The 20450-nt window shown below is 61.3% G+C and carries 16 protein-coding genes; 6 read left to right on the forward strand and 10 right to left on the reverse strand.

Features of this window, described 5'->3' with window-relative positions:
- Positions 1 to 66: 66 nt before the first annotated feature.
- Together CRP40_RS09920 and CRP40_RS09925 are read right to left on the reverse strand one after the other, a co-directional pair.
- Positions 67 to 1305, reverse strand: a complete 1239-nt coding sequence (locus CRP40_RS09920; protein WP_027914616.1) for a hypothetical protein — start codon at positions 1303 to 1305, stop codon at positions 67 to 69.
- A gap of 197 nt (positions 1306 to 1502) precedes the next feature.
- Positions 1503 to 1970: a DUF1289 domain-containing protein gene (locus CRP40_RS09925; RefSeq protein ID WP_023536066.1), complete on the reverse strand. Its 468-nt coding sequence runs from the start codon at positions 1968 to 1970 to the stop codon at positions 1503 to 1505.
- 404 nt (positions 1971 to 2374) lie between these two features.
- Between CRP40_RS09925 and acnB the strand changes: the two genes are divergently transcribed.
- Positions 2375 to 4984, forward strand: a complete 2610-nt coding sequence (gene acnB, locus CRP40_RS09930; protein ID WP_027914614.1) for a bifunctional aconitate hydratase 2/2-methylisocitrate dehydratase — start codon at positions 2375 to 2377, stop codon at positions 4982 to 4984.
- Between the two features lie 141 nt (positions 4985 to 5125).
- Here the strand turns inward: acnB and prpF are convergent, their stop codons facing one another.
- The 5 genes from prpF to CRP40_RS09955 all read right to left on the reverse strand — a co-directional run bounded on the left by prpF (position 5126) and on the right by CRP40_RS09955 (position 11908).
- A complete protein-coding gene (gene prpF, locus CRP40_RS09935; protein ID WP_027914613.1) occupies positions 5126 to 6316 on the reverse strand; it encodes a 2-methylaconitate cis-trans isomerase PrpF in 1191 nt (396 codons plus the stop codon).
- A gap of 68 nt (positions 6317 to 6384) precedes the next feature.
- Positions 6385 to 8976 carry a Fe/S-dependent 2-methylisocitrate dehydratase AcnD gene (gene acnD / locus CRP40_RS09940; protein ID WP_027914612.1) on the reverse strand — a complete coding sequence of 864 codons (2592 nt, stop codon included), beginning with the start codon at positions 8974 to 8976 and terminating at the stop codon, positions 6385 to 6387.
- A gap of 105 nt (positions 8977 to 9081) precedes the next feature.
- Positions 9082 to 10209, reverse strand: coding sequence for a 2-methylcitrate synthase (gene prpC / locus CRP40_RS09945; protein ID WP_027914611.1), 1128 nt, complete (start codon positions 10207 to 10209; stop codon positions 9082 to 9084).
- 95 nt (positions 10210 to 10304) lie between these two features.
- The gene (gene prpB / locus CRP40_RS09950; RefSeq protein ID WP_027914610.1) at positions 10305 to 11195 is read right to left on the reverse strand and encodes a methylisocitrate lyase; all 891 of its coding nucleotides are present in this window, start codon (positions 11193 to 11195) and stop codon (positions 10305 to 10307) included.
- The gene (locus tag CRP40_RS09955) at positions 11192 to 11908 is read right to left on the reverse strand and encodes a GntR family transcriptional regulator (protein ID WP_027914609.1); all 717 of its coding nucleotides are present in this window, start codon (positions 11906 to 11908) and stop codon (positions 11192 to 11194) included. Before CRP40_RS09955 ends, prpB begins: the two co-directional genes overlap by 4 nt.
- A 294-nt stretch (positions 11909 to 12202) precedes the next feature.
- Here CRP40_RS09955 and CRP40_RS09960 point away from each other — a divergent pair, with 294 nt between their 5' ends.
- The 5 genes from CRP40_RS09960 (at position 12203) to CRP40_RS09980 (ending at position 17579) form a co-directional block, all read left to right on the forward strand.
- Positions 12203 to 12739 carry an ATP-dependent zinc protease gene (locus tag CRP40_RS09960; RefSeq protein ID WP_027914608.1) on the forward strand — a complete coding sequence of 179 codons (537 nt, stop codon included), beginning with the start codon at positions 12203 to 12205 and terminating at the stop codon, positions 12737 to 12739.
- Positions 12740 to 12744: 5 nt separating this feature from the next.
- Positions 12745 to 14280 carry an inactive transglutaminase family protein gene (locus CRP40_RS09965; protein WP_027914607.1) on the forward strand — a complete coding sequence of 512 codons (1536 nt, stop codon included), beginning with the start codon at positions 12745 to 12747 and terminating at the stop codon, positions 14278 to 14280.
- Positions 14280 to 15260, forward strand: coding sequence for an alpha-L-glutamate ligase-like protein (locus CRP40_RS09970; RefSeq protein WP_023536214.1), 981 nt, complete (start codon positions 14280 to 14282; stop codon positions 15258 to 15260). The genes CRP40_RS09965 and CRP40_RS09970 overlap by 1 nt, the downstream gene beginning before the upstream one ends.
- A gap of 120 nt (positions 15261 to 15380) precedes the next feature.
- Positions 15381 to 16724: an aminodeoxychorismate synthase component I gene (gene pabB / locus CRP40_RS09975; protein WP_027914606.1), complete on the forward strand. Its 1344-nt coding sequence runs from the start codon at positions 15381 to 15383 to the stop codon at positions 16722 to 16724.
- A 120-nt stretch (positions 16725 to 16844) separates the two neighbouring features.
- The gene (locus CRP40_RS09980; protein ID WP_027914605.1) at positions 16845 to 17579 is read left to right on the forward strand and encodes a phosphoadenylyl-sulfate reductase; all 735 of its coding nucleotides are present in this window, start codon (positions 16845 to 16847) and stop codon (positions 17577 to 17579) included.
- A 53-nt stretch (positions 17580 to 17632) separates the two neighbouring features.
- Here CRP40_RS09980 and cysB read toward each other — a convergent pair whose 3' ends face one another.
- The 3 genes from cysB to CRP40_RS09995 form a co-directional block, all read right to left on the reverse strand.
- Complete coding sequence (gene cysB, locus CRP40_RS09985; protein WP_023536044.1) at positions 17633 to 18607, reverse strand: HTH-type transcriptional regulator CysB; 975 nt, start codon at positions 18605 to 18607, stop codon at positions 17633 to 17635.
- 126 nt (positions 18608 to 18733) lie between these two features.
- The gene (locus CRP40_RS09990; RefSeq protein WP_027914604.1) at positions 18734 to 19231 is read right to left on the reverse strand and encodes a universal stress protein; all 498 of its coding nucleotides are present in this window, start codon (positions 19229 to 19231) and stop codon (positions 18734 to 18736) included.
- A 90-nt stretch (positions 19232 to 19321) separates the two neighbouring features.
- On the reverse strand, positions 19322 to 20275 hold the full coding sequence (locus tag CRP40_RS09995) for a putative 2-dehydropantoate 2-reductase (protein WP_027914603.1): 954 nt from the start codon (positions 20273 to 20275) through the stop codon (positions 19322 to 19324).
- Positions 20276 to 20450: the final 175 nt, after the last annotated feature.

Here is a 20450-nt window from a genome sequence, read left to right on the forward strand (position 1 = left end):
TCGCCTTGCCTGGTCCGGCGTCCTGGGGGCCCAGCAGCGAACCTGCCCCGATCCAACTCCACCCGATCAGCAGCGGGCAGCCGTCTCCAGCACATGAATCGTTAGCGAACCGTGCTGCCCTTGCTGGCCCGTGATCAACCGACGGCCATGCTGGGGCCACAGCAACGTCGCAGGTCTGCCGCTCAAGTGCTGCAACTGCACATTGAGGACAGATGTACCTTCGTCCAAGGTTTTGGGATCAAGTCCTTCGAGCTTCCAGAGAAAGTCCGGGAGCGCTCGCTGGCTGGTCCAGCGCTTGGCCAGGCTTGTCGTCCAACCGCGCTGCTCTCTTAGGGTAAAGTCGAGGCGCCTGCCGTGACTGTCGAGCGGCCATAGCTCATAGACATGGCTGTTCCCATCGCTGTAGGCGGCAAACCAAAAGTGGTCGCATGCCGTGCGAAATTCGGCGATGTTCCAGCGATTCCCAAAGAAATCATTCGTCTCGACCACTAGCCCAGCTCTGGGAGACCACTCGCTGCCTTCGTCGAACCTTGCCGTTACCAGGCCTCCTGCGGTTGATTCACCGTCAGGCCGCCACCAGGCACGTCCAATGAAGCTGTATTGAGGCTGAAATCTGTACCTGGCACGCGCCTTTTCCAGCGCCGTTCCCCAAGCCCACTCGCGAGCCTGATGACCATAGTCGAGAATCTCCAGTGCTATCCGGCCAGGCTCGCCGCGTACGGTATTGATGAGCGATGCGTCTGCTTCTTTATAGCGCCTTACGCGATGCCCTTGGGCATTCTCCAGAATCAGGTTGCACATTCGCGCACCGCGCTTGATACCGGCGTAGTTCATCGCCTGCACCGACCATAAATGGGTGGGATTGGAAAGACGCGGCTGCCCGGCGCTTGGCTCATTCGCGCGTTTGACCGCAACGTACCCCGACACCGTAGAGGGATTGTTGTAGAGGATACGGTTCAACGGCCGCCACCCGCTGTCGTAAGGCCGGATTTCGTAGCACAACTTCGCCCCATCCTCCCCTGAGGCAGCAACGTAGGCACCGAACCAGAACAGCTCGCCATACCGGTGGCCGTCCTTGGTGTAGTCCTCTGGCGCCAGTTGCAGTGGCCCCTTTCCCTCGGGCTCAGCTCGCCAGTAGTTATACCAATGATCGTTGTGGATACCGGCCCCGCCGACGTGAAGCCACATAGGGGCAAGCTTGTCCTGGTAGTCCCACCATCGATCCGGCTGAATCAGCTCGTCGGTCAACTGCCACCAGCAGCGGGCAAGAAACGAGAGTTCAGGATGATAAATGTAGTCGGTCATGATGGCTCACTCTTGGGTCGCAATGTGAGCTAAACGCTAAGCAACGCCGGCCGCGCATTGCAGAAGGAAGCGCTCTACATCAAGAATGTCGAATCGATCGACCTGAGTTCACCCCCGCTGGCACTGACCGAGGTCCCCCTTGAATCGCAAGCTCGACGCTAGTGGAGGGCCAAACAGCGAAGTAGAGGAGAAGGCGACTACTCCAACGCGCTGTTGAGAAACGATGGCGCGATGTAGCGCTGGTAATGCGCCTCTGACAACAGAAAGAACTCACGATCAATCGCATCGCGCAGTTGCGGCAGTTCCCAGTCGCGGAACTCGGGCAGCAAGGCCATGCCGTAGGCCTCCAAATCCCGAATCATGCGCGCGCCCCTGGCAATGAGCTGGTAGGCCCAGCAGTACTCGGACTGCTGCTCGACATACCGTATGGCACGCTGCTCCAGTTGCTGGCGCAGCACGCCTTTGTCGAACACCTCAAGCTTGGCCATCATCACCTGAACCAGCAGTTGCTCCAGGCGTAACCAAACCGCGCGTTTCTGCGCATCGTCGTAGCCATTCCAGTGGATGACCTCATGGTGGAAACGCTTGCATCCCCGGCATACGGTGTCCCCATAAACCGTGGAACACAGGCCGACGCAGGGCGTTTTGATGGACTTGTTGGACATGAAATACAACGGCTTGAAGGTGGAGTACGCGGCCATGTTAGCCCTTTGTCTAACCAGGGTCACCCGCTAAAGTCATCATCGCCGCCTTACCTTCCAGCGATTTATACCGTAGAATCATCCGGCCTTTTCGAAGGCAACAATGTCCGTTGGAAGCTGTTTTCAAAGCGTCACGAGCACAGTTGATCCGGCAGAACGACGTTGGTCCGGGCCTGCATCCCCGCAGGCCCGAGCCAGCCCTCATCAGATACTCGTTCTGCAGGCGTAAAACTTTGAAAGCAGCTTCCGCAAGGATTTCTTGCGACCCTGGCCAGGCGGCCCAAGAAGCCATGACGGCGCATGGGTGCAAGGAATGCTGGATGAGCGTCCCGGACCCCTTAAAGGGGCCACTGATGAGGGAAATAACTGTGCTTGAAGCCTACCGCAAACACATCGAAGAGCGCGCCGCGCTGGGTATCGTGCCCCAGCCGCTGAACGCCGAACAAACTGCAGGCCTGGTCGAGTTGCTGAAAAACCCGCCGGCCGGCGAAGAAGCCTTCCTCGTAGACCTGCTCACCAACCGCGTACCGCCTGGCGTCGATGAGGCGGCCTATGTCAAGGCTGCTTTCCTTTCGGCTCTCGCCAAGGGCGAAGCCACTTCGCCGCTGATCGATCGCAAGCACGCCACCGAACTGCTGGGCACCATGCAGGGCGGCTACAACATCGAGACGCTGGTTGTGCTGCTGGATGACGCCGAGCTGGGCGCCGTCGCGGCCGAGCAGCTCAAGCACACCCTGCTGATGTTCGATGCCTTCCATGACGTGGCTGAAAAAGCCAAGGCCGGCAATGCTCATGCCAAGGCCGTGCTGGAATCCTGGGCCGCCGGCGAGTGGTTCACCTCGCGCCCGGCCATCGCCGAGAAATACACCCTGACCGTGTTCAAGGTGCCTGGCGAAACCAACACCGACGACCTGTCCCCTGCCCCAGATGCCTGGTCGCGCCCTGACATCCCGCTGCACGCCCTGGCCATGCTGAAAATGACCCGCGACGGCATCGAGCCTCAGCAACCAGGCTCGGTGGGCCCGCTGGCTCAGATCGAAGCAGTCAGGGCCAAGGGCTACCCGGTCGCCTACGTGGGTGACGTGGTGGGTACCGGTTCTTCGCGTAAATCCGCCACCAACTCGGTGCTGTGGTTCTTCGGTGACGATATCCCGTACGTGCCAAACAAGCGTGCTGGCGGTTTCTGCTTCGGCACCAAGATCGCCCCGATCTTCTACAACACCATGGAAGACGCCGGCGCCCTGCCGATCGAGTTCGACTGCACCGACCTGGCCATGGGCGACGTGATCGACGTCTACCCGTTCAAAGGTGAAGTACGCCGTCACGAAAGCGATGAGCTGGTAACCACGTTCGCGCTCAAGACCGAAGTGCTGCTCGACGAAGTGCGTGCCGGTGGCCGTATCCCTCTGATCGTCGGCCGCGGCCTGACCGAAAAAGCCCGTGCCGAGCTTGGCCAGGGCCCATCGGACCTGTTCAAGAAACAAGAGCAGCCTGCCGACACCGGCAAGGGCTTCACTCTGGCGCAGAAGATGGTCGGCCGTGCGTGTGGCCTGCCGGAAGGCCAGGGCGTTCGCCCAGGCGCCTACTGCGAGCCGAAGATGACCACCGTGGGTTCCCAGGACACCACTGGCCCCATGACCCGTGACGAACTCAAGGATCTGGCTTGCCTGGGCTTCTCCGCCGACCTGGTGATGCAGTCGTTCTGCCACACTGCGGCCTATCCGAAGCCAATCGACGTCACCACCCACCATACCCTGCCAGACTTCATCCGCACCCGTGGCGGCGTGTCGTTGCGCCCAGGGGACGGCATCATCCACAGCTGGCTGAACCGCATGCTGATGCCCGATACCGTGGGTACCGGTGGCGACTCGCACACCCGCTTCCCGATCGGCATCTCCTTCCCTGCAGGCTCCGGCCTGGTAGCCTTCGCTGCCGCCACCGGCGTCATGCCGCTGGACATGCCAGAGTCGATCCTGGTGCGCTTCAAAGGCAAGCTGCAACCTGGCATCACCCTGCGTGACCTGGTGCACGCCATCCCTTACTACGCCATCCAGCAAGGCCTGCTGACCGTCGAGAAGAAGGGCAAGAAAAACGCCTTCTCCGGTCGCATCCTTGAAATCGAAGGCCTGGACGAACTGACCGTCGAGCAGGCCTTCGAGCTCTCGGACGCTTCGGCTGAACGTTCGGCTGCCGGTTGCACCATCAAGCTGCCGGAAAAAGCCATTGCCGAGTACCTGAAGTCCAACATCACCCTGCTGCGCTGGATGATCGGCGAAGGCTACGGCGATGCACGCACCCTGGAGCGTCGCGCCCAGGCCATGGAAGCCTGGCTGGCCAACCCTGAACTGCTGTCGGCCGACGCCGATGCCGAATACGCCGAAATCATCGAAATCGACCTGGCCGACGTCAAGGAGCCTGTGCTCTGCGCCCCGAACGACCCGGACGATGCTCGCCTGCTGTCCTCGGTACAGGGTGAGAAGATCGACGAAGTCTTCATCGGCTCGTGCATGACCAACATTGGCCACTTCCGCGCCGCTGGCAAGCTGCTGGAAAAGGTCAAGGGCGGTATTCCGACCCGTCTGTGGCTGGCCCCGCCGACCAAGATGGATGCACACCAGCTGACCGAAGAAGGCTACTACGGCATTTACGGCAAAGCCGGTGCGCGGATGGAAATGCCGGGCTGCTCCCTGTGCATGGGTAACCAGGCGCGAGTCCAGACCGGTTCGACCGTGGTGTCGACCTCGACCCGTAACTTCCCGAACCGCCTGGGCGACGCCACCAACGTGTACCTGGCATCGGCCGAGCTGGCTGCGGTGGCTTCGATCATCGGCAAGCTGCCGACCGTCGAAGAGTACATGCAGTACGCCAAGGACATCGACAGCATGTCTGCCGACGTCTACCGCTACCTGAGCTTCGACCAGATCGCCGAGTTCCGCGAAGCGGCCGCCAACGCCAAGATCCCAGTGGTCCAGGCGTAAGCCAGGCAGCCATCGACTGGCTGCATGAAAAAGCCCCGGCAGTGATGCCGGGGCTTTTTTTGCCATTTCAAACGGTCGGGCACCTGCTAAAGACCTGCAGACGCCTTCGTGAACGTGACCAGGCGGCGGCGAGCACGCCTGTCAGAAGTTATCACCAGGAACGCGCACCCAGCCCTCCATCAACACGCGAGCGCTACGACTCATGATGGCCTTGGTCACCGACCACTGCCCATTGATCAGGCGTGCTTCTGCACCAACCCGCAGGGTGCCCGATGGATGCCCGAAGCGTACTGCACTGCGCTCACCGCCGCCTGCAGCCAGGTTTACCAGTGTCCCCGGGATGGCCGCCGCCGTGCCGATCGCGACGGCAGCAGTGCCCATCATCGCGTGATGCAGCTTGCCCATGGACATGGCGCGCACCAGCAAGTCGATATCTTCCGCCCTGACCTGCTTGCCACTTGAGGCGAGATAGGCATGTGCCGGCGCCAAGAATGCCACCTTGGGGGTATGCTGCCGGGCGGCAGCCTGCTCTAGATGCTCGATCAGCCCCATGCGCAGCGCACCATGGGCCCGTATCGTCTCGAACCGCTCCAGGGCAGCCGGATCTCCATTGATGGCATCCTGCAATTCCATACCGCTGTAGCCGAGGTCGGCTGCATTGAGAAACACCGTTGGGATACCGGCATTGATCAACGTAGCCTTGAAGGTGCCAACCCCTGGCACCTCCAGATCGTCCACCAGGTTACCGGTAGGGAACATCGCCCCGCCTTCCCCATCGTCGTCGGCAGCCGGATCAAGAAACTCCAACTGCACTTCGGCGGCCGGGAACGTCACGCCATCAAGCTCGAAGTCGCCGGTCTCCTGCACCTGACCGTTGTCCATCGGCACATGAGCAACGATGGTCTTGCCGATGTTGGCCTGCCAGATACGCACCGTGGCAACACCGGTGCCGGCTAACTGCGCGGGGTCTACCAGGCCACTGCCGATGGCGAACGCACCTACTGCCGCGGAAAGGTTGCCGCAATTGCCACTCCAGTCCACGAAAGGCTTATCGATACTGACCTGGCCGAACAGGTAGTCCACATCATGATCAGGCCGCTCGCTGGCGGACAGGATCACGACCTTGCTGGTGCTGGACGTTGCCCCGCCCATGCCGTCGATCTGCTTGCCATAGGGGTCGGGGCTGCCGATTACCCGCAGCAGCAAGGCATCGCGTGCCGGACCTGGCGTTTGCGCTTGTTCCGGCAGATCTTGCAAACGGAAGAACACGCCTTTGCTGGTGCCGCCACGGATGTAAGTGGCCGGAATCTTGATTTGAGGTGCATGTGCCATTAATTGAAGCCTCTTGGATGGGCCCGAGCCAGCGCGGGCGCCTAGGGCCGCAATGCGGCCACGTCGCGTTAAACGGTCGCTTCGAGGAAGTCCTGGGCAAAACGTTGCAACACACCGCCCGCTTCGTAGATCGACACCTCTTCGGCCGTATCCAGGCGACAGGTCACCGGTACGTCAAAACGCTCTCCGTTGCGACGGGTAACCACCAGGGTCAGGGTGGCGCGCGGTGTACGGGTGCCGATCACGTCATAGGTTTCGCTGCCATCCAGGCCCAGTACCTTACGGTCTGTACCTGGCATGAATTCGAGGGGCAAGACGCCCATACCCACCAGGTTCGTGCGGTGGATGCGCTCAAACCCCTCGGCGACGATGGCCTCCACGCCTGCCAGACGAACCCCTTTGGCAGCCCAGTCGCGTGAAGAGCCCTGGCCGTAATCGGCACCGGCCACGATGATCAGCGGCTGCTTGCGCTGCATGTAGGTCTCGATCGCTTCCCACATGCGCATGACTCGGCCTTCGGGCTCAAGGCGTGCCAGCGAGCCCTGCCTTACACTGCCATCTTCGTTGCGCACCATCTCGTTGAACAGCTTGGGGTTGGCGAAGGTGGCGCGCTGAGCCGTGAGGTGATCTCCACGGTGGGTGGCATAGGAATTGAAGTCTTCTTCAGGCAAGCCCATTTTGGCCAGGTACTCTCCCGCCGCGCTGTCGAGCATGATGGCATTAGAGGGCGACAGGTGATCGGTGGTGATGTTGTCCGGCAGTAACGCCAGTGGGCGCATGCCACGCAAGGTGCGCTCCCCAGCCAAGGCGCCTTCCCAGTAGGGTGGGCGACGGATGTAGGTGCTCATGGGACGCCAGTCGTACAGCGGCGCGACTTTGGGCCCGTGGTCCTGCTCCACGGCGAACATGGGAATGTAGACCTTGCGGAACTGTTCGGGCTTGACCGCAGCGCGAACCATCGCATCGATTTCGTCATCGCTGGGCCAGATATCCTTGAGGCGGATTTCCCGCCCATCCGATGCCACACCCAGCACATCCTTCTCGATATCGAAACGGATCGTACCCGCGATGGCGTAGGCCACGACCAAGGGTGGGGACGCCAGAAATGCCTGTTTGGCATACGGGTGAATACGGCCATCGAAGTTTCGGTTACCAGACAGCACCGCGGTGGTGTACAGGTCCCGGTCGATGATTTCCTGCTGGATGGTCGGGTCGAGGGCGCCGGACATGCCATTGCAGGTGGTGCAAGCAAAAGCGACGATGCCGAAGCCCAACGCTTCGAGCTCCGCCTCCAGGCCCGCCTCTTCCAAGTACAGCTGTACAGCCCTGGATCCAGGAGCAAGCGATGACTTGACCCAAGGCTTGCGCGCCAGCCCCAGCCTGTTGGCATTGCGTGCCAGCAACCCGGCGGCAATCACGTTGCGCGGGTTGCTGGTGTTGGTGCAGCTGGTGATGGCTGCAATGATCACCGCCCCGTCCGGCATCTGCCCGGGTACCTGCTCCCAGGCACCCGCAATCCCCTTGACGGCCAGCTCGCTGGTGGCCACCCGGGCATGGGGGTTTGAGGGGCCCGCCATGGTGCGCACTACGCTGGAGAGATCGAAGTCCAGTGTGCGCTCGTAGACTGCGTCGGCAAAGCTGTCGGCCCATAGACCCGTGGCCTTGGCGTAGGTCTCTACCAGTGCGACCTGCTGTTCCTCGCGGCCCGTCAGGCGCAGGTAGTCGATGGTCTGTTGATCGATGGCGAACATGGCCGCCGTGGCGCCATATTCTGGAGCCATGTTGGAGATGGTGGCGCGATCGCCGAGCGTCAGAGCACGGGCGCCTTCTCCATGGAATTCGAGGTAGGCGCCGACCACCTTCTGCTTGCGCAGAAATTCGGTCAGGGCCAATACCAAGTCGGTTGCCGTCAGGTTGGGCGCCAGCTTGCCGGTGAGCTGGACGCCGATGATTTCCGGCAGACGCATCCAGGAGGCGCGCCCGAGCATGACGTTCTCGGCCTCAAGCCCTCCCACGCCGATGGCAATCACGCCCAATGCGTCCACATGAGGGGTGTGGCTGTCGGTGCCGACACAGGTGTCCGGGTAGGCCACGCCGTGATCGTTGTGTACCACGGGCGACATCTTCTCCAGGTTGATCTGGTGCATGATGCCGTTGCCAGGCGGGATGACATCGACGTTCTTGAACGCTTTCTTGGTCCAGTTGATGAAATGGAAGCGGTCTTCGTTGCGGCGATCCTCGATGGCCCTGTTGCGTTCGAACGCCTGGGGATCATAGCCGCCACACTCGACGGCCAGTGAGTGATCGACGATCAGCTGTACGGGCACCACCGGGTTGACCTGGGCAGGGTCACCGCCCTTGTCGGCGATGGCATCGCGCAAGCCGGCCAGGTCGACCAGCGCGGTCTGACCCAGGATGTCATGGCAGACGACCCGGGCCGGATACCAAGGGAAATCCAGGTCGCGCTTGCGCTCTATCAGCTGGGCCAACGACGCCTGGAGCGTACCGGGGCTGCAGCGGCGTACCAGGTTCTCGGCCAGCACGCGCGAGGTATAGGGCAAGCCCTGATAGGCGCCGGGTTTGATGGCCTCGACGGCAGCGCGGGCATCGAAATAATCCAGGTCGGTGCCTGGCAAGGCTTTGCGGTAGGCAGTATTCATATCGTTATCAGGCTCGGTCACGGATGGCGTTCAAGGGTGCGCGTGCGGGCAGACATGCTGGGCCACCCCGCGAGGCCAACAAGACCTGCGCGGGGTGGGCGCCCATCAGCGCTGCTCGATCGGCACGAACTGACGCTGTTCGACGCCGGTGTATTCGGCGCTCGGACGGATGATGCGATTGTTCTCACGTTGCTCGAACACATGCGCTGCCCAGCCGGTAAGCCGCGAGCAGACGAAAATAGGGGTGAACAGCTTGGTCGGTATGCCCATGAAGTGATACGCCGAGGCATGGTAGAAGTCGGCGTTGGGGAACAAGCGCTTCTGCTCCCACATGGTCTTGTCGATGGCTTCGGACACCGGGTACAGCACCGTGTCGCCCACTTCATCGGCAAGGCGCTTGGACCAGCCTTTGATCACCTCGTTACGCGGGTCGGACTCTTTGTAGATGGCATGGCCAAACCCCATGATCTTGTCCTTGCGCTCGAGCATGTGCAGCAACTCGGTCGACGCTTGCTGCGGGCTCTGGAAGCGCTCGATCAGCTCCATGGCCGCCTCGTTGGCACCGCCGTGCAGCGGGCCGCGCAGCGAGCCGATGGCGGCGGTGACGCAGGAGTACAGGTCCGAGAGGGTCGAGGCACACACCCGGGCGGTGAAAGTGGAGGCATTGAACTCGTGCTCGGCGTAGAGAATGAGCGATACGTTCATCACCTTCACATGCAGCTCGCTGGGCGGCTTGCCATGGAGCAACTGCAGGAAGTGGCCGCCCAAGGTGTCTTGGTCGCTGACGCAGTCGATGCGCACGCCGTGATGGCTGAAGCGGTACCAGTAACACATGATCGCCGGGAAGACGGCCAGGAGCCGGTCGGTCTTGTCGCGCTGGGCATCGAAGGTGAGCTCGGGCTCGAGGGTTCCGAGCACGGAGCAGCCCGTGCGCATCACGTCCATCGGGTGAGCGTCGCGCGGGATGCGCTCCAGTACTTCTTTCAACGCCTGCGGCAGGTCGCGCAGGCCTTTGAGCTTGTGCTTGTAGTCGGCAAGCTCGGCTTGGCAGGGCAGCTCGCCATACAACAACAGGTAAGCCACCTCCTCGAATTCGGCATGGGCGGCCAGGTCACGGACATCATAGCCCCGATAGGTCAGCCCAGCGCCGGCCTGACCGACCGTCGACAGGGCCGTCTGCCCGGCAACCTGACCGCGCAGGCCTGCGCCGCTGAGTACTTTTGCTTCGGCCATGGTGCTTCTCCTTTCTTGAACTTGTTATGGAATGCTGGCTGGCTAACCCTTACTTACCCCTGAACCTGGGCGCTGCAGCGCGCTCAGCTGGCAGGTCAGCCTTTTTTCTGTGCAAACAATGCATCGAGATGCTGCTCGAAAGCGTGGTACCCAATGGCCTCGTAAAGCTCCATGCGTGTCTGCATGGTATCGATGACGTTCTTCTGCGTACCGTCGCGGCGCAGGGCCGCGTAGACGTTTTCGGCAGCCTTGTTCATGGCACGGAACGCCGACAGTGGATACAGCACCAGCGACACATCGACCGAGCCCAGTTCTTCGGTGGTGTACAAAGGGGTGGCACCGAACTCGGTGATGTTGGCCAGGATGGGAGCCTTGACCCGGTCGGCGAAGGTCTTGTACATCGCAAGTTCGGTGATGGCTTCGGGGAAAATCATGTCCGCACCGGCCTCGACACAGGCGGCCGCCCGATCCAGCGCCGCATTGAGCCCCTCGACCGCCAGCGCATCGGTACGGGCCATGATCACGAAGCTGTCATCGGTGCGGGCATCGACCGCCGCCTTGATACGATCGACCATCTCCTGCTGGGTGACGATTTCCTTGTTCGGACGGTGGCCACAACGTTTGGCGCCTACCTGATCCTCGATGTGAATGGCCGCGGCGCCAAACTTGCTCATGGCGCGCACGGTACGGGCAACGTTGAAGGCCGAGGCGCCGAAACCGGTGTCCACGTCCACCAGCAATGGCAGGTCGCACACATCGGTGATGCGCCTGACGTCGGTCAGCACGTCGTCCAGGCTACTGATGCCCAGGTCAGGCAAGCCCAGCGAGCCTGCCGCCACACCGCCGCCGGACAGGTAGATGGCCTTGAAGCCGGCACGCTTGGCCAGCAAGGCGTGGTTGGCATTGATGGCGCCAACGACTTGCAGCGGGCGCTCGGCGGCCACTGCATCGCGAAAACGCTGGCCTGGGGTGCTCTTGACGGTCATTTTTCACCTCGTGTGCTGGGGGTGTGGTCGCCTTGGTAATGGCGCTCGATGTTGCGTTTGGACGCAGCGATGTGACGGCGCATCAACAGCTCGGCCAACTCGCCGTCACCCTCGGCGATCGCGTCCAGGATGCGGTGGTGCTCGGCGAAAGCTTGGCGTGGCCGATTGGGTGTGGCCGAGAACTGGATACGGTACATGCGCACCAGTTGGTACAGCTCGCCGCAGAGCATCTTGACCAAGGTCTGGTTGCCACTGCCCTGGATGATGCGATAGTGAAAATCGTAGTCACCCTCCTGCTGGTAATAGCCTACGCCCGCCTGAAAGGCAGCATCGCGCTCATGGGTTTCCAGCACCTGGCGCAGCTCGTCGATCTCGGCCCTGCCCATGCGCTCGGCCGCCAGGCGGCAGGCCATGCCTTCGAGCGACTCGCGGATTTCATAGAGTTCGATGAGTTCGGCGTGGCTCAGTGAAACCACACGTGCGCCCACATGGGGCACACGAACCAGCAGGCGCTGGCCCTCGAGGCGGTGAATGGCTTCACGCAGCGGGCCTCGGCTGATGCCATAGGTGCGGGCAAGCTCCGGCTCGGAAATCTTGCTCCCTGGGGCTATGTCCCCCCGCACAATGGCCGCTTGAATCCGCCTGAACACATGCTCGGACAGGGTTTCCGATTCCTCGTTGCCAGCAGCGTCATTGGGTGAAAGCACCTGCATATTGTTGACACCATGCCTAAATAATTGCCATCAATCTAGCTGAACCACATGCACTGGTCAAAACATTATCCATGATTGTCGACAATAACCATTCCAAGAAACTAGCTTCCGATCAGGGTGTCAGATCGCGCACCGCTGGCGTCAATACGTCGGCGTGATAGAATGCCGCGCCTTCGATGGAGTATGGATAGCCCGTCTGCCCCGCCAGCATGGTGCCGGCAGATCAACGAGGAAGCTTGTGCAGCCGTTGCCAGTCGCCTTACCCCGAACCTTGCACAATACCGCGCCAGGACTATGAAACTGACACCCTTTGCTTTGCTGATTAGCCTCCTCCTGTTGCCGGCCCTGAGCCAGGCAGCCGGCAAGACCGTGTACGGTCTGAACGAATATGCTCGCCTTGGCGACCTCGACCTCGAAGTGGCGGCCAAGCTCGACACCGGGGCCAAGACTGCCTCGCTCAGCGCCCGCGACATCAAGCGTTTCAAGCGCAATGGTGAAAGCTGGGTGCGTTTCTATCTGGCCATTGACGCTGCCCATTCCCATCCCATCGAACGCCCGCTGGCGCGCGTTAGCAAGATCAAGCGCAGGGCTGGCGACTACGACGCCGAATCGGGCAAGGCCTACACCGCGCGCCCCGTCATCGAGCTGGACATCTGCATGGGCCAGGCCACGCGCACCATCGAAGTCAACCTCACCGATCGCAGCGCTTTCCAGTTCCCATTGTTGATCGGCTCGGAGGCCTTGAAGCATTTCGACGCCCTGGTCGACCCAAGCCTTAAATATGCGGCCGGCAAACCTGCCTGTGCCACCGACGCTCCCAAAGCAGAGTAATTCCGATGCGCTCTCTTACCCTCCATCTGAAAGTCCTGATCACCGTCCTGGTGCTGCTGGGCGTAGCGGTCACGGCTTATCAGATCTTCGTACTTGGCATCCCGGTGACCGAGGATGAAACGGACGATCTGTGGAACATCGATGCCAAGATCGAATTTGTGGCCAGCACCAAGGACCCGGTAAAGGTCCAGATGTTCGTGCCGCCCCTGAATCGGGATTATGTGAGCCTCAACGAAAGCTTCATCTCCAACAACTATGGTGTGAGCGTCAACCGCGCCGATGGCAACCGCAAGGTCACCTGGTCCGCTCGGCGCGCCAGCGGCAATCAGACCCTGTACTACCGGCTGGTGCTGACCAAGCGCTACAGCACTGAGAAAGCCAAGGTCAAGGGCCCGACTTTCCGCGACAGCCTTGCAGTAGAAGGCCCTGAGAAAATCGCCGCCGAAGCTTTGATGGCACCGATTCGTCAGCATTCGGCTGATGTCGAGACGTTCGTCAGCGAAACCATCAAGCGCGTCAACAACCTCAACGACGACAACGTCAAGCTGCTGCTGGCAGGCGATACCTCGCCGATGAAGAAAGCGCAGGTCATTGACCTGCTGCTGTCCATCGCTCACGTGCCGATGGAGAAGGTGCACACGATCCGCCTGGTGGCCGACACCCCGCAAACCCCGGAACTGTGGTTGCGCAGCTTCAACGGCAATGACTGGCTGTATTTCAACCCCGAAACCGGTGAGCAAGGCCTGCCCAACGATCGGCTGCTGTGGTGGACCGGGGATGACAACCTGATCACGGTCGATGGCGGCAAGCGGGCCAACGTAACCTTCAGCATGAACAACAGCGAGATGAACGCCATCCGCCTGGCCAAGCTGACGGACGAGAACACCGACGCCGACTTCCTCGAATACTCCCTGTACGGGCTGCCACTGCAGACCCAGCAGACCTTCATGATCATGGTCATGATCCCCATCGGCGTGCTGGTGATTCTGGTGCTGCGCAACCTGATCGGCATCCAGACCCTGGGCACTTTCACACCGGTCCTGATCGCCCTGGCCTTCCGCGAAACACAGCTGGGCTTCGGGATCGTGCTGTTCACCGTCATCACCGCGCTTGGGCTATCGCTGCGCTCCTACCTCGAACACCTGAAGCTGCAGATGCTGCCCCGCCTTTCGGTGGTGCTGACATTCGTCGTGGTGTTGATCGCCGCCATCAGCCTGTTCAGCCACAAACTGGGCCTTGAGCGCGGCTTGTCGGTTGCGCTGTTCCCGATGGTGATCCTGACCATGACCATCGAACGCCTGTCGATCACCTGGGAAGAACGCGGCGGCGGTCATGCCATGAAAGTGGCCATCGGCACCTTGTTCGCCGCGTCTCTGGCTCACTTGCTGATGATGGTGCCGGAGCTGGTCTACTTCGTGTTCACCTTCCCGGCCGTACTGTTGATCCTGGTGGGCTTCATGCTGGCAATGGGTCGCTACCGCGGCTACCGCCTGACCGAGCTGGTCCGCTTCAAGGCATTCCTGAAGAAGGCGGACGCCTGATGTTCGGCCTGATCAAGACGTGGAAAGCCCTGGAGGCCCGGGGCATCATGGGTATCAATCGGCGCAATGCAGACTATGTACTCAAGTACAACAAGCGCCACCTGTACCCGATCGTCGACGACAAGATCATCACCAAAGAGCGCGCGCTGGCAGCCGGCATCCACGTGCCGGAAATGTACGGTGTCATCGAGACTGAAAAGCAGATCGAGAAGCTCGACGAGATCATCGGCGGGCGCAGCGACTTCGTGATCAAGCCAGCTCAGGGTGCCGGGGGTGATGGCATCATGGTCATCGCCGACCGTTTCGAAGACCGCTATCGGACGGTGTCCGGCAAGATCATCAGCCATGAAGAAATCGAGCACCAGATTTCCAGCATCCTCACCGGGCTTTACTCGCTCGGCGGCCATCGCGACCGCGCCCTGATCGAGTACAGGGTCACCCCGGACCAGATCTTCAAGAGCATCAGCTATGAAGGCGTGCCGGACATCCGCATCATCGTCCTGATGGGCTACCCGGTCATGGCCATGCTGCGCTTGCCCACGCGCCAGTCCGGCGGCAAGGCCAACCTGCACCAAGGCGCCATCGGCGTAGGCGTGGACCTGGCCACGGGTGTGACGCTGCGAGGTACCTGGCTGAACAACATCATCAGCAAGCACCCCGATACCACCAACGCAGTGGACGGCGTGCAGCTGCCGACCTGGGACGGGTTCATGAAGCTGGCAGCCGGCTGCTATGAGCTGTGCGGCCTGGGCTACATTGGCGTGGACATGGTGCTGGATCAGGAGAAAGGCCCACTGATCCTCGAGCTCAACGCGCGTCCAGGGCTGAACATCCAGATCGCCAACGATTGCGGCCTGACGCAACGCACCCATGCGATCGAGGCGCACCTTGAGGCACTGGCCAAAGAGGGTGTGACCGAAGACGCCGAGCAACGCGTGCGCGTGGCCCAAGGGCTATTCGGCCACAGGCCCGGCCACTGAGAAGGGGGCTGACCACCAGCCCCGGCAAGATGAAGATGGCGAATGTCGCCCTGACGCTAGGCGCAATGCCTGCGCCGGACTACAATCGCCGTCCTCGCTTTTACATCGCCGTCCCTACTGATGCCGACCTGTACGTTGTACGCCCTGCCCTACCAGCCCGACCCGGCTGCCTACTTTTCCTGCCTGCGTGATGCGCCGGGTGCCATTTTGCTCGACAGCGCTCGCCCCGGCGCAGAGCGCGGCCGCTTCGACCTGATAAGCGCGTGGCCCGTGCAGCACCTGCAGGTGCTGGCGGACGAACCGGGGCGCGCCTTCCTGCAACGGTTGCGCGATGCGCTGGCTGCCTTGGGACCTGCACAGCTGCCACCAGAGAGCGAGCTGCCGTTTGCCGGTGGGTTGATCGGTTACCTGAGCTACGATTTTGGTCGTCGGCTTGAACACCTGCCGACCCAAGCGGTGGACGACCTCGGCCTGCCGGATGCCCAACTGGGCGTGTACGCGTGGGCGCTGGCGACCGATCACGCGACCCGTACTAGCCAACTGGTGTTCCATCCAAGCCTGGGCAGTGAAGAGCGTGAGCGACTGGTGCACCTGTTCGAGGAATGCGAGCCTACGGCCAATGGGGCTTTCAAGCTGCTCGCGCCGATGACCGGGGACCTTGCGCCCGAGCAGTACCATGCAGCCTTCGAGCAGGTTCAACGCTACATCCAGGCAGGTGACTGCTACCAGATCAACCTGACCCAACGGTTTCGCGCTGCTTGCCAAGGCGATCCCTGGCGAGCTTATCAAGCGCTTCGCCAGGCGTGCCCAACACCGTTTTCCGGGTTCCAGCAATTGGCAGATGGCAGCGCCTTGTTGAGCTTCTCGCCTGAGCGTTTCATCCGCGTCAGCAAGGGGCATGTGGAAACCCGTCCGATCAAGGGCACCCGTGCGCGGGGCCTGGATGCTGCCGAGGACGCGCGCAATGCCGAGCAGCTACGGCAAAGCCCCAAGGACCGGTCGGAAAACCTGATGATCGTGGACTTGTTGCGCAATGACCTGGGCCGTACGTGCGAGATTGGCTCTGTCAAAGTGCCTGAGTTGTTCAGCCTGGAAACCTACCCCAATGTGCACCACCTGGTCAGCAGCGTGGCGGGGACGCTGGCGGCTGACAAGGACGCACTGGACCTGATCGGCGACAGCTTCCCTGGTGGCTCGATCACCGGCGCGCCCAAGATCCGCGCGATGCAAATCATTGATGAGCTTGAACCCACTCGCAGAGCGCTCTACTGCGGATCGCTGCTGTATGTCGATGTCCGCGGCGAGATGGACAGTTCTATCGCCATCCGCAGCCTGTTGATCAAGGACGGCCAGGTCAGTTGCTGGGGCGGTGGCGCCGTGGTGGCCGACTCTGAATGGCAGGCCGAGTACGAGGAGTCGATTGCCAAGGTGCGGGTGCTGATGCAGACCTTGCAGGCGATCTAAGGCGGTTTTACCCCGTCAACCGCTGGACGCACCTCGGCGCGCCCGCAACCAGGGTAGGTTTTTTGTTACCATTGCCTCACTACGAGCGCCCAGCGCCACAGCCAAGATGGAAACCGCCTGATGAGCCAACCTTTCGACGTCGCTGCCCTGGCAGCGGCTTACGCGGACAAATCCCCACAGGACATTCTAAAGCTCGCCTTTGAGCATTTCGGCGACGACCTGTGGATCTCCTTCAGTGGTGCCGAAGATGTGGTGCTGGTGGACATGGCCTGGAAGCTGAACAAGCAGGTCAAGGTCTTCAGCCTCGACACCGGACGGTTGCATCCAGAGACCTATCGCTTCATCGAGCAGGTGCGCGAGCATTATAACTTGCCCATCGAAATCCTGAGCCCCGACCGCAGCAAGCTCGACCCTTTCGTCAAAGACAAAGGCCTGTTCAGCTTCTACCGTGACGGTCACGGCGAGTGCTGCGGCATACGCAAGATCGAGCCCCTGCGCCGCAAGCTTGCGACCGTCAGCGCCTGGGCGACGGGGCAGCGCCGTGACCAGAGCCCAGGGACGCGCAGCCAGGTGGCAGCCCTTGAGGTCGACACAGGCTTCTCCACCCCGGAGCGCACGCTCTACAAGTTCAACCCCCTCGCGCAGATGACCAGCGAAGAAGTATGGGGCTATATCCGCATGCTTGAGCTGCCCTACAACAGCCTGCATGAGCGCGGTTTCATCAGCATCGGTTGCGAGCCCTGCACGCGCCCTGTGCTACCCAATCAGCACGAGCGCGAAGGTCGCTGGTGGTGGGAGGAATCGACCCAGAAGGAATGCGGCTTGCACGCCGGCAATCTGATTACCAAGGCTTGAAACGCGGGCGGCATCAGTAAAAAGGGCCGCTTGACGGCCCTGGCATCCAAGCATCAGTGCACCGGTAGCTCGACACCTTCGAACAGGGCCTCAAGCTCCTGCTTGTTGTGACACTGAATGGCCTTGGCCATCACTTCACGGGTCAGGTGCGGCGCAAACTTCTCGATGAAGTCGCACATGAACCCACGCAGGAACGTGCCACGCCGGAAGCCGATCTTGGTGATACTGGCCTCGAACAGTTCGCTGGCGTCCAGGGCCACCAGATCACCGTCCAGCTTGGCGTCGACCGCCATGCCCGCAACGATACCCACGCCCAGACCGAGACGGACATACGTCTTGATCACGTCCGCGTCCGCCGCCGTGAACACCACCTTGGGCGTCAAGCCACGGTTGCTGAAGGCTTCATCCAGCTTGGAGCGCCCGGTAAAGCCGAACACATAGGTAACGATGGGGTACTCGGCCACCGCTTCAAGGGTCAGCTTGGGCAGCTTCGCCAATGGGTGGCCCTGTGGAACTACCACGCAACGGTTCCACTTGTAGCACGGCATCATGATCAGGTCGCCGAACAGCTCGAGCGCTTCTGTGGCGATGGCGAAATCCACCGTACCGTCGGCGGCCATCTCGGCGATCTGCATCGGGGAGCCCTGATGCATGTGCAGGGACACTTCCGGGTACTGCTTGATGAAGCCACTGATCACCGGAGGCAAGGCGTAGCGAGCCTGGGTATGAGTAGTGGCGATGGAGAGCGTGCCCTTCTTCTCGTTGGAGAACTCCTGGGCGATCTGCTTGATACTTTCGACCTTGCGCAGGATCTCGCCAGCGGTGTTGATGATGCGCTCTCCAGCCGGGGTGACACGCGTCAGATGCTTGCCGCTGCGAGCAAATACCTCGACGCCCAGTTCGTCTTCGAGCAGGCGAATCTGCTTGCTGATCCCCGGCTGCGAGGTATACAGGCTTTGCGCTGTCGCGGAGACGTTGAGGTCATGGTGCGCTACTTCCCAGATGTAGCGCAGTTGTTGAAGCTTCATAGGTTTCCCTCAGTTCAGCATGGGTCAGCGGCAGCGGGCAGCGACGATATATAACTATATTAGTGGTAATCGCAATAAATCTAGAACTATTTTGTTACACAGCTTGGAATATGCCTACAGCGTAATTCAGGCCTTCCTACGACCTAAATGCTGTGCCAAAGGGACCATGTAGACCGGCACCGGCGAAAGCTGTAGCAGTCTGACCGCGGTCCTACCCAAGGGCACGTCCACGCCGGCCCCGGCGCTGTGGCTGCCGAAGACAAGCAAGTCGACGCTCAGACGCTGCGCCTGATCCAGGATCACTTGCGCAGGGTCGCCCTGGCGTACGCGTACCGCCTTGAGCACTGCCAGATCGGCTTGCTCCCCCAGCTCTTCTCGAAAATTTTCCAGTACACGCTGCTCGATGTTGGCCATTACCGTGCCTACGCCCTGGCTGTGCAGCTGATCAAGGGTGTGTTCATCCAGGTAACTTTGCAGGAGGGATTCAGCAAACTGGCCCATCGGTTCGACCGCATGAATCACGTACAACTCGGCACCGAATGTGCGCGCCAACGCAAGCGCATGCTGCATCACGAATGGCGCATAGACGCCGAGGTCTGTGGCGTACAGCAGAGAGCGGATCATTCGACCTCCTCGACTGCCATGGCGGCAGGGCAAGCTTGAGCTTAGCAGCGCATCAGCGCCTCGCTTGCCAAGGCTGATGCATGACTGCGCCTAGCGCATGGTCCCTTCACTGCGTTTACCGAGGTACGTCAGCGACTGGTACAACATCTCCATGCGGGGCAAATGGCAACCTGCCGCCTGGACGCGGGCCAGAGGTGCTGCATAGATGGCTTCTATTTCGAGCGGCCGATGGTGAACATGGTCGTGGTACATGCTGGGCCAGTAATCCGGCATGCGCTCGGTCATGCTCAGCAGCTGCTGGGCGTAGCCTGCGGGCATGGCATGACCACAAGTGGCGGCGCCCCCTATCACCTCCTCCATCAAGGCTTGCACCAGCGTGCGAGCATGGCTGTCGCCCAGCAGCTGGGCCGTGCTGGCATCGAGCAGCACTGACAAGCCGTTGAATGGGACGTTCCAGACCAGCTTCTGCCACCGTGCGCCAGCCAGATCAGGCATGCCGACGGCATTCACCCCCGCAGCCTGGAACAATGAAACCCCCTGCTCCACCAGGCGGCGTCCGCCATCGCTACTGGGGCCGCTGTGGTAACCCAGGTTCACGGTGCCTAACGCCTGATGGCGAATCACGCCGGGCGCCTGGCGGTCGGCGCAGACGAAGCACAACCCGCCAAGCAAGTGCATGTCAGCACGAAGCAACGGGCGCAGTTGCGCTTCGACATCCAGTCCGTTCTGCAGCAGGACCACGTTCGCATCCGGTGCAGCGGCCTGCACGATCAGCGGTGCCAGTTGAGGGTTGCCAGTGGCTTTGGCACCTATCAATAGCCAATCGCACGGCGGCATTTGCGCGGCGTCGGCGTAGCAATTCACGTTGCCATGCAGCTGCCCATGGACAGCACTGTGTACGGTCAGCCCATGCTGACGGACCGCTTCGTACTCGCTTCTGAGCAAAAAGTGCACATTGAAGCCGGCCTTTGCCAGCAACAGCCCGTAAAAGCCGCCTATGGCGCCACTGCCGATGATGCCAATCCGGGGGTTGCGCGCGCGCATGCGGTTCTCCTTCTCATGTCAGGCTGTTTTCACACCGGTCAAGCACCTTCGCGCAGGTCAATGTTCGCTGTCCACCCCGCCGCCCGGAAAAACCCCGTCTGCGCGGGGCAATGCCCATTGTGGCGCAAACGCTAACGCGCTAAGGTTCGGCTCCCCGCTGCGATTATTCTTGCTG

It is taken from the genome of Pseudomonas sp. URMO17WK12:I9 (assembly GCF_900230165.1).
In the GTDB taxonomy this organism is placed as follows: Bacteria; Pseudomonadota; Gammaproteobacteria; order Pseudomonadales; family Pseudomonadaceae; genus Aquipseudomonas; species Aquipseudomonas fulva.